General features: G+C 60.0%; 26 protein-coding genes. 24 read left to right on the top strand and 2 right to left on the bottom strand.

Annotated features, from left to right (window positions below; all coding sequences use genetic code 11):
* Both AB5Z20_RS08855 and AB5Z20_RS08860 read right to left on the bottom strand, forming a co-directional pair.
* Nucleotides 1-1455 (bottom strand): recombinase family protein (locus tag AB5Z20_RS08855; protein WP_368156987.1); only part of this gene is annotated, 1455 nt, incomplete at its 3' end.
* Nucleotides 1456-1728: 273 nt separating this feature from the next.
* Nucleotides 1729-2097, bottom strand: a complete 369-nt coding sequence (locus AB5Z20_RS08860) for a helix-turn-helix transcriptional regulator (RefSeq protein WP_368156988.1) — start codon at nucleotides 2095-2097, stop codon at nucleotides 1729-1731.
* Between the two features lie 238 nt (nucleotides 2098-2335).
* Here AB5Z20_RS08860 and AB5Z20_RS08865 point away from each other — a divergent pair, with 238 nt between their 5' ends.
* The 24 genes from AB5Z20_RS08865 (at nucleotide 2336) to AB5Z20_RS08980 (ending at nucleotide 11878) form a co-directional block, all read left to right on the top strand.
* A complete protein-coding gene (locus tag AB5Z20_RS08865; protein WP_368156989.1) occupies nucleotides 2336-2560 on the top strand; it encodes a helix-turn-helix domain-containing protein in 225 nt (74 codons plus the stop codon).
* On the top strand, nucleotides 2560-2727 hold the full coding sequence (locus tag AB5Z20_RS08870) for a hypothetical protein (RefSeq protein ID WP_368156990.1): 168 nt from the start codon (nucleotides 2560-2562) through the stop codon (nucleotides 2725-2727). Before AB5Z20_RS08865 ends, AB5Z20_RS08870 begins: the two co-directional genes overlap by 1 nt.
* The gene (locus AB5Z20_RS08875) at nucleotides 2714-3103 is read left to right on the top strand and encodes a hypothetical protein (protein ID WP_368156991.1); all 390 of its coding nucleotides are present in this window, start codon (nucleotides 2714-2716) and stop codon (nucleotides 3101-3103) included. Before AB5Z20_RS08870 ends, AB5Z20_RS08875 begins: the two co-directional genes overlap by 14 nt.
* The gene (locus tag AB5Z20_RS08880) at nucleotides 3100-3321 is read left to right on the top strand and encodes a hypothetical protein (protein WP_368156993.1); all 222 of its coding nucleotides are present in this window, start codon (nucleotides 3100-3102) and stop codon (nucleotides 3319-3321) included. Before AB5Z20_RS08875 ends, AB5Z20_RS08880 begins: the two co-directional genes overlap by 4 nt.
* Nucleotides 3318-3719, top strand: coding sequence for a hypothetical protein (locus tag AB5Z20_RS08885; RefSeq protein ID WP_368156994.1), 402 nt, complete (start codon nucleotides 3318-3320; stop codon nucleotides 3717-3719). Before AB5Z20_RS08880 ends, AB5Z20_RS08885 begins: the two co-directional genes overlap by 4 nt.
* Nucleotides 3709-3990 carry a hypothetical protein gene (locus tag AB5Z20_RS08890; protein WP_368156995.1) on the top strand — a complete coding sequence of 94 codons (282 nt, stop codon included), beginning with the start codon at nucleotides 3709-3711 and terminating at the stop codon, nucleotides 3988-3990. Before AB5Z20_RS08885 ends, AB5Z20_RS08890 begins: the two co-directional genes overlap by 11 nt.
* A gap of 201 nt (nucleotides 3991-4191) precedes the next feature.
* Complete coding sequence (locus AB5Z20_RS08895) at nucleotides 4192-4653, top strand: Lin1244/Lin1753 domain-containing protein (RefSeq protein WP_368156996.1); 462 nt, start codon at nucleotides 4192-4194, stop codon at nucleotides 4651-4653.
* A 449-nt stretch (nucleotides 4654-5102) separates the two neighbouring features.
* Entirely contained in the window at nucleotides 5103-5360 is a 258-nt protein-coding gene (locus tag AB5Z20_RS08900; protein WP_368156998.1) for a hypothetical protein, read from the top strand.
* Between the two features lie 8 nt (nucleotides 5361-5368).
* Complete coding sequence (locus AB5Z20_RS08905; protein ID WP_368156999.1) at nucleotides 5369-5563, top strand: hypothetical protein; 195 nt, start codon at nucleotides 5369-5371, stop codon at nucleotides 5561-5563.
* Between the two features lie 153 nt (nucleotides 5564-5716).
* Nucleotides 5717-5902: a hypothetical protein gene (locus AB5Z20_RS08910; protein WP_368157000.1), complete on the top strand. Its 186-nt coding sequence runs from the start codon at nucleotides 5717-5719 to the stop codon at nucleotides 5900-5902.
* Nucleotides 5899-6090 (top strand): Lar family restriction alleviation protein, encoded by a 192-nt coding sequence (locus AB5Z20_RS08915; protein WP_368157001.1) that lies wholly within the window; start codon nucleotides 5899-5901, stop codon nucleotides 6088-6090. Before AB5Z20_RS08910 ends, AB5Z20_RS08915 begins: the two co-directional genes overlap by 4 nt.
* Nucleotides 6080-6391: a hypothetical protein gene (locus AB5Z20_RS08920; protein WP_368157003.1), complete on the top strand. Its 312-nt coding sequence runs from the start codon at nucleotides 6080-6082 to the stop codon at nucleotides 6389-6391. Before AB5Z20_RS08915 ends, AB5Z20_RS08920 begins: the two co-directional genes overlap by 11 nt.
* Complete coding sequence (locus AB5Z20_RS08925) at nucleotides 6391-6603, top strand: hypothetical protein (protein WP_368157005.1); 213 nt, start codon at nucleotides 6391-6393, stop codon at nucleotides 6601-6603. The genes AB5Z20_RS08920 and AB5Z20_RS08925 overlap by 1 nt, the downstream gene beginning before the upstream one ends.
* Before the next feature lie 232 nt (nucleotides 6604-6835).
* A complete protein-coding gene (locus AB5Z20_RS08930) occupies nucleotides 6836-7234 on the top strand; it encodes a hypothetical protein (RefSeq protein ID WP_368157006.1) in 399 nt (132 codons plus the stop codon).
* A 57-nt stretch (nucleotides 7235-7291) separates the two neighbouring features.
* Nucleotides 7292-7438: a hypothetical protein gene (locus tag AB5Z20_RS08935; protein WP_368157007.1), complete on the top strand. Its 147-nt coding sequence runs from the start codon at nucleotides 7292-7294 to the stop codon at nucleotides 7436-7438.
* A gap of 54 nt (nucleotides 7439-7492) precedes the next feature.
* Complete coding sequence (locus AB5Z20_RS08940; RefSeq protein ID WP_368157008.1) at nucleotides 7493-7687, top strand: hypothetical protein; 195 nt, start codon at nucleotides 7493-7495, stop codon at nucleotides 7685-7687.
* A 1-nt stretch (nucleotide 7688) separates the two neighbouring features.
* Nucleotides 7689-7910 (top strand): hypothetical protein, encoded by a 222-nt coding sequence (locus AB5Z20_RS08945; protein WP_368157009.1) that lies wholly within the window; start codon nucleotides 7689-7691, stop codon nucleotides 7908-7910.
* Nucleotides 7907-9103: a tyrosine-type recombinase/integrase gene (locus tag AB5Z20_RS08950; RefSeq protein ID WP_368157010.1), complete on the top strand. Its 1197-nt coding sequence runs from the start codon at nucleotides 7907-7909 to the stop codon at nucleotides 9101-9103. Before AB5Z20_RS08945 ends, AB5Z20_RS08950 begins: the two co-directional genes overlap by 4 nt.
* A 135-nt stretch (nucleotides 9104-9238) precedes the next feature.
* On the top strand, nucleotides 9239-9472 hold the full coding sequence (locus AB5Z20_RS08955) for a hypothetical protein (RefSeq protein WP_368157012.1): 234 nt from the start codon (nucleotides 9239-9241) through the stop codon (nucleotides 9470-9472).
* A 49-nt stretch (nucleotides 9473-9521) separates the two neighbouring features.
* A complete protein-coding gene (locus AB5Z20_RS08960) occupies nucleotides 9522-9908 on the top strand; it encodes a single-stranded DNA-binding protein (RefSeq protein ID WP_368157013.1) in 387 nt (128 codons plus the stop codon).
* A 128-nt stretch (nucleotides 9909-10036) separates the two neighbouring features.
* Nucleotides 10037-10513: a sigma factor-like helix-turn-helix DNA-binding protein gene (locus AB5Z20_RS08965; RefSeq protein WP_368157015.1), complete on the top strand. Its 477-nt coding sequence runs from the start codon at nucleotides 10037-10039 to the stop codon at nucleotides 10511-10513.
* A gap of 313 nt (nucleotides 10514-10826) precedes the next feature.
* Complete coding sequence (locus AB5Z20_RS08970) at nucleotides 10827-11027, top strand: hypothetical protein (RefSeq protein WP_368157017.1); 201 nt, start codon at nucleotides 10827-10829, stop codon at nucleotides 11025-11027.
* A gap of 2 nt (nucleotides 11028-11029) precedes the next feature.
* Complete coding sequence (locus AB5Z20_RS08975) at nucleotides 11030-11326, top strand: HNH endonuclease (protein ID WP_368157018.1); 297 nt, start codon at nucleotides 11030-11032, stop codon at nucleotides 11324-11326.
* A 231-nt stretch (nucleotides 11327-11557) separates the two neighbouring features.
* Entirely contained in the window at nucleotides 11558-11878 is a 321-nt protein-coding gene (locus tag AB5Z20_RS08980; protein ID WP_368157019.1) for a hypothetical protein, read from the top strand.
* Nucleotides 11879-11923: the final 45 nt, after the last annotated feature.

Below are 11923 nucleotides of genomic sequence, written 5' to 3' on the forward strand. Positions count from 1 at the left end.
CTCCACCAGCGTAGAATTAGGCGAACACCTTTCTTCGTAGAGGTGTTCGCCTTTTTTGTTTGCCGGGGTGAAATCGTCTCCGTGCCTGTCAAAGGCGAAGTAAACTCGTATGCGGTTGTTCTTGCTGTCGATCTCAGCAAAGCGAACGAACTTGTTTAGAATGTCGAGCGGCGTTAGCTCTGCCGCGATCTCATCGAGCCACAGCATAAGCTCATCAACACCAAGTGCGGTGGATTCTCCGTGCTCAGCTATGCGCAGCTGAGCTTCTAGTTCCGATTTGCGGCGCAGCAGCTCTTCCGTACGCTCTTTTCCACCCGGCGGAGCTATCCCGTCCTCTATCGCTTGCCAAATGCGCTCGACCGCCGTGTCGATGCGTCTCAATTCCTTTTTTAGGTAATAGCTTTCGGGCTTTGCTTCTTCCTGCTCGGATTGGTACATCACCATTCCACGGGCTATCCTCTGGCGCACATCGTCGCGCGCGACCGCTTGAAGCGTCATATCCACAACGGCATCTTCTATAAGATCGCGCCGTACCGTTCTGCGGCACTTGCGGCAACGGTAGTAGTGATAAGCCCTACCCGTTTTAGACGTTCCACTCATCCCCGCCATTGGCATACCGCACTTCGAGCAGTAGAGCTTTCCGGAAAGCGGGAACTCTTTTGCCGAATCGACCTTGCGGCGCGGGCGGTGTCTGTCGTTCAGGATGCTTTCTATCATGTCCTGCTCAGCTTGCGGCCAAAGACCGGGCATCCCGCCTTCTACAACGTGACCGGCGTAGCTATACGTGCCGCCGTTCTGAACCCTTCGCAGAAGCTTAGTCACCTTGTCTTGGTTGAAGGGCTTTCCGTTGCGCGTTTTCTCTCCTGCGAGTGCACGCACGATATCCGCGACCGAGCGACCGGAAAACAGCATGTTCTTCATCTTGCGCATAAGTGCCGTTTCGCGCTCATTCACGACGTAGCGCCCTTCTACGATATCCCACCCGTAGAGCGTGTGTCCGTTGGCCATGCACCTCTCAGCGTTCTTTTGGATGCCGTCGCGTATGCGCTCGCTGTCAAGCGCGCTCTCATACTCGGCGAGAACTTCGAGCATACCGAGCTGCAAAACGCCGCTTGAACCGCTGGAAATGTCTTCGCCAGCGTATAGGATCTCTACGCCAGCCTTGCGAAGCATGATACGCGCAAGCGACATTTCATCACGGTTGCGCATGATTCGCGTAACTTTATAGATCACCACATAATCAAATAGCCCGTGTCGGGCATCGTTCATCATTCGCTGAAACTCAGCGCGGTCAACGTTGCGCCCCGTCTGCGCGTAGTCGCAGTATTCGCGCACGACCTGTAAGCCCTCGCGCTCGCAGTATTCGCGCGAGTTCTCAACCTGTATTTCGATGCTTTCTGAGCGCTGATTGTGAGAGCTGAAGCGAGCATAAATAGCGGCGCGGTTCTTCACCATGCTAAAATCACCTCTTGAAGCGAGCACTTCCAAGTGCTCAATTCGACCCATGCCCCGCGCGCGTACCGCCAAGTTCTCGCGTGGGGCTTCTTTTGAAACAGCACTTTAAGTTGCCGTTTTTCACCACTTCCCAACACAACTAAAACCGAATAACTCCAGCTCACAGCTTCGAAGCTAAGCGGTAAACCGTCGTTTTTCGTCCTGGCAATGCCAGGATTCATCGGAGGTATTTTCGATACTTGCTTAGAAGGGTGCTCAGTAGGTCAATCATGCCTACACCGCCGCCTGCTCTTCGGTGGCAGATACATCACGTTCGGCAGTCTCTTTAGATTCGCCCGCTGCTGCGCGGGCAGTCATGGCTATGTTCTGTCTCCATTGCGGCGTGCTTTCGCGATAGTTATCAACGATTTCTTGTTCGTCATCAGATAGAGGTTCATGGCTGCGATCGCTTTCATCCCAGCTAAGAATTTCATTTGGCGAGCATCCAAGAGCTAAAGCGCAATTCCATACCTGCTCAGCATTGGGAAACGATTCGCCGCGTTCCCATGAGCCTACAGTGCGCATAGAGACGCCTACGGTGTCGGCGAGCTCACTTTGAGAAAGGTGAAGTTTCTTTCTTATTTCCTTAATAGCAAGCTCCATTTTGTACCTCCTTGTAGGCAGCTTTCTGCCGTGTATTCTAAACCGTCTAAGGATGATAGGCAATTATTTTCTTATTTTCCTCTTGCAATAGGAAGAAACTCGCTTATACTGCAATGCGTGTCAGGAAGACCTCTTCCTATCTGGCACTATTCCTAGGTTGAACCCTAGGAATATATGGGTTGGCTACTTGACAAGCAAGTAGCCAAAGACTGGCTCAATGCAGAAAGGAGGAAACGCAATGGGTTTCAACAAGGAGGTTTTCGCAGCGAACCTTCGAGCGGCACGTGCCGCGCTCGACGTGTCGCAGGAAGAACTTGCGAAAGCTGCCGGCATTTCCAAAGACTCAATCGTGAAGTACGAGAGCGGAGATGGTTATACGCCCGGCGCTGACAAGATCGTGGCCATCTGTCGCGTCGTGCGCAAAAGCCCTAACGAGCTTATGGGATGGAAGGAGACGGTCTAATGCTCGCTCTCGGAATCGCCCTTGTCGTTATCGCCCTGTTCAGCCCTATGAGCGTTCCGACGTTTGTTGTCTGGCTCATGGGGATTGTCGCGCTTGGGTTCTGGATGGGCAAGAGCATCGCAGAACCCGTCAAGAAATTGGAGGTTTCCAAACATGAAAACCGATAGGAAAACCGTTGGTTTTGGAGGTGGTTTTACGGATGTGCGAACCGTGCGGCCTGGATGCCGCACAGCGGCAGTTCTACCGCGCGATTGCGGCTCTCGTTATCGCGTGGTGGCTGCGAAGAAAGATGCCCGCCCGGTGTTGCAGCACCGAACGGGCGCGTCAATATCGCAGCACGAATTGACAGACGATAGTTTATCGCAGATGCCGCGCTGGAAGCGCTGGGGTGTCTATGCACTCGCAGGATTGACGTTTTCCGGCATCCTGCCCATGGCCGCTTGCGCGGCGCTCACGACCATATGCGACGCCGTGGGCTGGTGGCTGCTGCTGCCACTGATCGCGGCAGAGTGCGCTTTCATCTGGCGGGTGATCTTCCGATGAGGGCCTACACGGCGGGCAGGGTGCGCGCCCACTTCGACCGGGACAAGGACGGTCGCTGGGTGGTGTACGTGGAGGACGCGCCGACCATCCCCGAGAACTGCGGCAGCGGTGCGGTTCGCAAGCGTTGCTACCTTCCGATACCGGCAGACGCCAGCGAGGAAGTCGCCGAGAAGGCGTTCATGAGATTCATGACGCGCGTCCTAAGGCGGTGCCGATGAACACCGACGATTACACCCAGAGCGTCGAAGCGGTCATTCGCCAAGAGCGGCAGCGCGTCTACTCAATGCCGCTGAAGGTGTCCGACCGCCGATACCTCTTCAAGGAGTGGTGCGAGCGCAACCCCAAGGCGCTTCGCGAGATCGAGCTCACGGCGCTCGCGATCGATGCGCGCGGGCTTCGCGTCTCGACTAAGTACCTCATCGAGAGACAGCGCTACGAGGGGCGCGTGAAGCTCGTGGGCGTGCCCTTCTTTGACGATTCGGGCGTTGAGCACACTTACGGAATCAACAACAGCGACAGCTCGCTACTCGCCCGCTGGTTGCTCGAACGCAACCCGGAGATGCGAATCGAGCTTAGGCAATCAATGTTTGACAAGGAGAAGAACCATGAATCGTAAGCAGGTAACCGAGACCATCGCCAATGTCGGAGAAGCGAGCTTCGCAATCAAGGGAAGCATGACGCTTCTTAACCCCAAGACAGGCGAGAACGTGGAGATCGACATGCCTTCCACGCTCGCGGTCATTCGCGGCGTCCTCATGTGGGTCGACCATCTGCTCGAAGACGGCACGGAGTGCGAGCCTAGCGCGACCGCTAACTTCCGCGACCTCCTTACCCGCGTCGGCGCATCCATCGCCTACGACCTCTCCGACTCCGATGAAGCGGAGTAGGGGGCGGCAGCAGGGCGCGCCAGACCCCGAAGAATGCGACTTCGGGCGCAAGAGGCTGGCTTCCAAGACGTGCTGCACGTTCGCCGGACGCGACGTGTGGACGAACTGCCGCGAAGTCGGGCACTGCATCTGGGACGGGTGGCGCCAGCAGGGCGCGCCAGTCGCGCTCTGCGACGAGGAAGACGATTAGGGGTGATGCACATGGCAAGCGAATCTGCGCAGATCCAAGAGCGCGCCAATGAGCCTATGGGCTTCTTCCCGCACGATTCGAACGCTTCGCAGGATGTGAAGTGCCAACGGCTCATTCATCGCCGTGGATATGACGGTTACGGGCGATGGTGGCGGCTATGCGAGTACATGGCGGCTACAAGCGGGCACCGGATCGCGTTCGAGACCGAGGAAGACGCCCTGATTCTGGCGGGCGTTCTCGGCTTCGGGAACTCAGGAGCGTTCGACGAATACGTGGCTATCGATGACTGCAAATCGTACGTCTCCGAGCTTTTGGACATAGGGCTTTTGGAGCGAGACGAAGACGGGTTTTTGAAAAACTCGCGCATGCAAAACAACGCGCTTTATTTCGGAAAGCAAAGGCACAACGGCGGCAAGGGCGGCAGGCCGCGCAAGAACGCCGTCGTAAGCAAAACGACAGGTCAGGAGGTGTAAAAGCATGTTCGCCAAACCCACTAATAAACCGATGGTTTTAGGTTGGCTAAACCCACTCGCAAATGGTTGGCTAACCATAAGACAAGACAAGACTAGACAAGACAAGGTGGGTTTTGGTTCCTCGAACCAAAACCAAAACCCACCGTACTCGCTTGTCAGTCAACCTATCAAGGAAGGTTTTCTTTCTTGCCCCTTCTTTCTGCGAGCGCACCCAAAGCGCGCGAAGCCGACCGCTCGAAGCGCAGTTTTCAACAGGTTATCAACAAGTTTTCAACAATCGCCAGAGAGAAGGGCTCTTGCCATGTTTGACTACCGAAACAAGATCAAGACGAAGGCGTGCCCGATATGCAGTGAAAGCCGACCGCTCGATTGGTTCGGGCCTGAGCTGAAGTTCGTTGAGTACAAGAAGGACGGCACTATTCGGCGAACCATCCGCTATCGCAAGTACCTTGCCTGCTGGAAATGCCGAGCCGACGCTGGTCTACGGCCGTGCCAAGGTCGCTCAGACAAGCGGCGGCAAGGCTCACATGTGGCCGTACGACCCCATGAACGGGTGGGCTTACGCTGATGGAGACCAGCTGTTTGCCCCCGACCTCACCGTTCCCAAGACGGTGGCCGACCTCAAGGCACTCGTGGCGAGCGGAAGGTACCGGCTCATGGACGAGTACGGAAGGCAGCGCGAGGTGGAGGAGGTTTTCGGCGAATGAAGTGCCCTATGACTTTCAGCGACCCGTGCTGCGGCGCTGAGCACGATTGCATCAGGGAGGAATGCGCCTGGTGGGTCTTGCAGAGCATGAACATCGGCGGCACCGTGCACACGTCTGTCGGGTGCGCCGTAGCGTTCATCGCGGCGAAGAACCTGCGTGGAGCGATCATCAACGGTGGCGAGAGCACGGAGGGGGAGCGATGACTGAGGACGAACCGCTGCGCTGCCAGACGTGCGCACACAACGTGCCGAGGGACAGGCGCGAGGACTTCGGTGACGTGTGCGAGAGATGGTGCGAAAAGTGCAACAGGTGGCTTGCGTGGAGAGACGAGCCGCCATGCGAGAAGGGGAACGGAAATGACGTTCATCGAGATGCGCGAGGCGGCTGTCATAGCGTGCGCAATGAGAGCCGTGGAGATGCTGCCGGACTGCCCCGAGAAGGAGACGTGCAACATGGCCTTGGTTTCCCTCTGGGCCAAGCTGCCCGGAAGCCTGCGGGCCGCGCTGCAAAGAGGCGAGCTTCCAAAGGAGGTGTGGGAATGACCGACAACAAGACCAGCCTGAAACCCTGCCCTTTCTGCGGCGGGGAAGCGGAGATATTGCGCATGCGAGCACAGAACATCTTCTTCGCATGGTGCGACGAGTGCGAGATGCGAAGCGACTACTTCGGCACCGAGGAAGAAGCAGCTGCCGCGTGGAACCGAAGGGACGGTGAGCGACATGCCGACTGATGACGAGCGCCGAGAGGTGGCGGCGAAGATACGGAATGAAGCCAACAGGCGCAAGGACGACTTGGGCTACGACCCAGATTACTCTCCATTCGCCGCGCTCGCTGTAATGTCCATCGGATTTCACAGCTTTCCGCGCTACGAAGACTTGCTGCATCTCGCCGACCTCATAGAGCCGGAGGAGCGCACGTGCCGCATGGTCGACAACGGCGTCGAGCTTTGCTGCTCGGAGTGCGACCGCCGACACGGTTATGACGACGAGCCGCAATTCTGCATGGGCTGCGGCGCGAAGGTGGTGAGCTAATGACCTGCGAGTTCTGTGACGAAGGGTTCAACGTCGGAGCCTGCATCCCGCTTGGGAAAGGCTCGGTGAGCTTCGGCATAGATTACGAGGACTTCGACAAGCCGATGTTCTACTTCGAGCTGAGCACCCCGTCAGCCCAGACGGTCAGAAGGCTCGCCCATTTCGAAGTCGAGATCTGCCCTGTGTGCGGGCGAAAGCTGGTGGAGCGATGAATAGCTACAGAACCCGTTGCAGGGGATGTCGGTACATCCGCGACTGGCCGGAGAAGTCAACGTACGAGTCCGACGCCTTGCCGTGCGAGGTGGCGGCGTACATGTGCGTCAACCCAGAACGGAGGAACCCGGTGAGGGTCGCGCCCGATGACGCCCCGTTCAACCCGTGCGCGAGCGAAGGGGCGCGGACCTGCCCGATGAAGGCGGATGGAATCACATTGGAGGTGGAGCGATGATGCAGCACTCAAAAGACGATCTGCGCAAGCTGTTCGATGAATCCCTTTCCTATGAGAAGCTGACCGCCGATGACGTGTTCGCGCTGTCCTGCTACATCGGCATCGAGTGCATGAGGCACAACAGGGAGCACAGAAGCCCGCTTCGCTACAAGCTGCCGACTATCCATCGGAACATGCCGAAGGTCGCGCTCGCGAAAGGACGCGACGGCATCAAGAGCGCGTTCATCTTTATCGACGGCAATTACTTCGAGGGCCGAGAGGCCGTGTCCTTCAACGAAGACGGGTTCATCGGCTTCTGCGGATGGGCAGACGGCTGCAACGAGCGCGCGATCCTCGAGGGGTTCTACCGGTGGATGCAAGAGCGCATGGGAATCGAGGGGGAGACGAATGATTGAGTCGAAGGGCGCTCGTCGGCGCATCGGCTACCTGATTGATGAGATCGAGGGCGGCAAGTGAAGCTCTTGAAGATCGTCTTGTGCGCGCTCGCGCTGGTCTTGGCGCTGCTCGCAATCTATTTCGCCTGCGTCTTCTTCTACCGACAGCTAATCGTATTCGCGCTGTTCGTCGTGTTTCTGGCGTTGGCGGCAGCGTCTTGCTAAGGGGTCTGGTGACCGCATCGCGCCACCGGCATTCGAGAACTAGGAGGGTTCAACATGGACGGTAACGACACCAATGGCACCAAGGGCATGCTCGGGTGCCTTGTCCTGGTGCTTGAGAGCGCGTTCGCGCTCTTCGCGAGCATCGCGGTAGGCATCTTCTTCGGCGCCGGCTTCGGCGTGCTCGCCTATGCCGCGTTCCTCGCGGTCGCCGCGCTCATTTGCTCGGTGGCGTTCGGGAAGGTGGAATAGCATGGGCGGGCGCTATGAGATCCGCGGTCGCATGAGCGGGCTTTGCCCGTTCGATGATGGGGAGTTCACCGACTCGCTTCTTCGCGCGCTGGCGCTTCTGCTGCGATTCTCGATCAAGTACCGAATCGTTCAGTTCACCGTGCGCAAAGAGCCGATGCGCTGCGAGGACTGCGCGGACGGCGAATGCCCGTCTCGCATGCGCGAGCGCTTCGAGTGGTCATGATGGCTGTTAGGGTCAAGCGCGGCGCCGACGGCATCTGGGAGTGCCGCCTGTATCTGGGGCGCTCTTTCGACGGCAAGGCCATCCGCCCCTACAAGCGCTTCCCGCACGCTGCGACCGAAGGGGAGGCCCGGGCGCTCGCCGAGACGTGGGCCGCGAACCTCACCGCCGACGGCACGGTCAGAAGCGCCCGATTGACCGATCTGCTCGCCGACTACGTGCAGCTCCGCGAGCGCAACGGCGCGAGCCCGAACAGCATCAAGAGCTACCTGCTCTTCACGCGCTACGTCGCACACTACCTGAAGACGGCGAACGCCCGCGACCTGAGCGTCATGGACTTCAACCGATTCGAGCAGCGGTTGATGATGCCGAAGAAGGAAGGCGGGCAGGGGCTTGGCCGCAACAGCGTCATCAACGTCCACCAGTTCCTGCGCGGCGCCTACAACCACTTCGTGGACGCCGGCATCTGCGACGCCAACCCGCTCGTCTACGTCGCCAAGCCATCGCCTGAGCGCCACGAAGCCTCGGCGATAACGGAATGGGATTTCGACGCGTTCAACGCGAAGCTCGAAGCGGCCATGAGAAACGAGGCCGCGAGCAGGAAGGAGTACCGGGAAGCCGTCTACGCATTCGCCGCGTGGCTGTCGCTCGTCACCGGCATGCGCGTCGGCGAGGTGTGCGCGGTCGAGCGCGACGAGGTGAAGCGCTACCAGCTCTATCTGCACGTGGGCGGAACCGTCATCGAGAGCGCGGGCGAGAAGCCATACCGCCGAAACGTCACCAAGGGCCGCAAATGCCGCAACATCGCGCTCACGCAAGACGACATAGCGGTCATCGACGCGTTCGTGAAGCGGCAGAACGGCGTTTTGGGGCGCGTCAGCGCCGATTCCCCGCTGGTTACCCTAGACGGCTCATTCATGCGGCCAACGACGATTTCGCGGGCTTTCAGCCGTATTCGCGATGCGTGCGGCCTGCCGCGGGAGATCACGTTCCACAGCCTGCGGCACACGCACGCCTCCTGGCTCATCGCCAACGGGTGCGACCTGAAGACGCTGTCGGAGCGCATGGGGCACGCCGACGAGGCGACGACGCTTCGAATCTACGGCCACCTGATGCCCGGACGCGACGCGGCGGCGGCGCAGCTCTTCAACGAGGCGAAGCGCCGTGCGGCCGGATCGGAGGTGTGCCAAAAGTGAACCAAAGCGCCTTTCTCGGGCGCGGCGGCGACCGAGGGGGAAACGCGAGGTAAACCGCCGCTTTCGGTACGGGTTGGCAACGCCCGTGCCAGATAAGAAGTAATTATCAGGCAATCGCAATGAAAGGGGGTGCCGATGGACGCTGAGAAAGGGGCTGACAGGCTTGCGGAGACGATGGAACGAACCCGCATCGCAATTGAGAAACGTTGGGCCGAGGACTTGCGCGACAAGGAGACCGTATACCTGATAGACATTCCGCCACAGTCGCTCACGATCCACGGGGAGGCGCACGCCAAGAACGTTCTCCAATCGCTGAGGTGTCTGAAGGTCACCGGCAGTTATCGAATAAGGAAAGGTGGAATCGAATGAGGGAAATCGAGCTCAGTTCGATTGAGCGCACTATCAAGGAGGTTTCGAAGTGAGCCTGAACAAGATCACTCTATCGGGCAATCTCGGCGCGGATGCCGAGTTGCGTTACACCAAGAGCGGCAACGCCGTAGCTTCGTTCTCGCTCGCGGTATCCGAGCGCGTGCCGCAAGGCGACGGGCAATGGGGCGAGTACACGAGTTGGATTGACTGTGTGATGTTCGGCAAGCGTGCCGCATCGCTCGCGCCGTACCTTCGCAAAGGAATGAAGGTTTCCTTGCTCGGGCATCTGCACACGAGTACGTACCAGAAGGACGGGCAGAACGTGAAGCGCTGGGAAGTGCGTGTTGATGACGTGGAGCTCATGCAGTACAAGCGTGAGCAGCAGGCTGCGGTGTCACCAGCGCCAGACGTTTACGACGATGACATTCCGTTCTAAGGAGTGCCGTTGAGATATTGAGTTTCCGCAGGTAGACATAGGTAGATATATAATTAAGGCCGCTGGCGTTTGAGCGCCGGCGGCCTTTGGCAAAGACGCCTCCCGGCATCCTCTATGTGGCGTAGAGCATGGTACCACGCGGGAGGTCACTTATGGATGCAAAAGAATACTTCGAGAATGTACGGGACGCCCAGCGCGGGATCGACCGCAGGCTTGCGGTCATGCAGTCGATGCTGGCGCGCGAGCAGGTACGCGCGCAGCGCTACGACGCCGTGGGCAAGGGCGCTCACGGCACGGATTTCATGCGCTCGACTGACGACCGCATAGACTACGAGCGCCGGAGCGCGGCCGAGCTGTCCGATTTACGGCGCGAGGTGGAGCGGGGGCGCGAGGTCTGCGTTGGCGTGCGCGAGGCCAACCCGGGCAGGCGATGGGGCGACGTGCTCGAGCTGCGCTACTGCGAGGGCCGCACGCTGCAGGAGATCGCTGGGACGCTGGGCGTGTCGGTGAGGTCGGTGCATTCGGACTTGTCTTCGGCCCTGGACTGGGTCGACATGGTAGGTGTCGCCACCGCACGGTCCGGCTTAGGGCGCGCGGCGGTGTGACCATATAGCTGGTTCGCGTCAGCGTGCTTGCCCCGGGCGCCCGTGCGGTCAGGGCCTTTTGCCTTCAGGGACTGCAGACGATTGCACACTTCTGCAGACAATTGCAGACGATTGCAGACTTCTGCAGACGATTGCAGACAATTGCAGACCATTGCAGGTTCTATTTGGCATATAACTAGGGTGCCGATTCGCAGCGCCGCCCGCGCGGCTTGCGGGTCGGGTGTGCGTTGAAGCACAGATGAGTGGCCGGGATTCCCCTCAGCATCAGGGGTCCCGGCCTTTCTATTGAACAACAACCTAATGAGGTGGGTCCGTGGTCACTCACGAGGCTATCGCCCGCGCCGCGTGCCGGTACGACACCGTCATGGCGTGGGCGTTCCGCCGCGCGCTGGGCATCGCCCGATGCGCGGGCAAGCGCAAGGGCACCGGCGCCGGCAAGTCCGTCGAGCGCCTGCGCTACGCAGGGCTCGAGGAATGCATGGCCAACCGGGGCCGCTCGCCCGCGGAGCGCTAGCCATGGCCACCAAGGCCCGCTACGCCAACGGCCACGCCCGCCGGCAGGTGCGCGCCTGGCTCAGGGCGCAGGGTCTGCCGTGCCACATATGCGGTCTGCCAATAGACTACGCGCTCCCCGCCGGGGACCCGTGGAGCTTCGAGGTGGACGAGATCGTGCCCGTGTCCAAGGGCGGCTCGCCCATCGACCGCGCCAACGTCGCGCCGGCCCACAGGATCTGCAACGAGAAGAGGGGCAACAAGCCTCTCACATTATTGACAAGCAGAAACAGGCCGTGCCCGACGTCGCAGACCTGGTGAGGCACGGGGCCATGCCCCTCCCCGCCCCGCAGGCTACCCCTCAGGCATAACGCCTTTTTCTCAGGGGCCCGTGCACCGGGTCCACGAACGGAGGTCCACCGAACCGTGAACGGGTCCACGAGCCGACGCGGCAGGCGCTGGACGCCCGAGGAGCGGGCGTTCGTCCGCACCTCGTATCCGAGGCTCGGACCAGCGACGATAGCCAAATCGATAAACCGGAGCAAGTCGGGCGTGTGCAAGCTCATCGCCGAGATGAAGGCGAGCGGCGAGATCGCGCCAGACGGTTCCACGAGAGATGCCACCGTGTCCGCCCCGCCCCCGGACGAGGGCGGCGGGCAGGACACCCTGGGCAGGCTGCGCTGGGTGCGCGACCTGCTCGAGACACAGCTTCGCGACGCGGTGCCGGCGCAGGCCCCGCGCCTCGCCAAGGAGTACCGAGAGACGCTGGGCGAGATAGACAGGCTCGAGGCGAAGGAGGCGGGCGATGACGACCCCATCGACAAGCTCGCCGACGCCCTCTCCTCGGCCATGCGCGGCGCCAAGGCTCCATAGCGCGCTTCCATACTCGTCCTCGCTCGGCGGGGCCGTGGCCGAGGC

This window comes from Collinsella aerofaciens, from assembly GCF_040910245.1.
GTDB lineage: Bacteria > Actinomycetota > Coriobacteriia > Coriobacteriales > Coriobacteriaceae > Collinsella.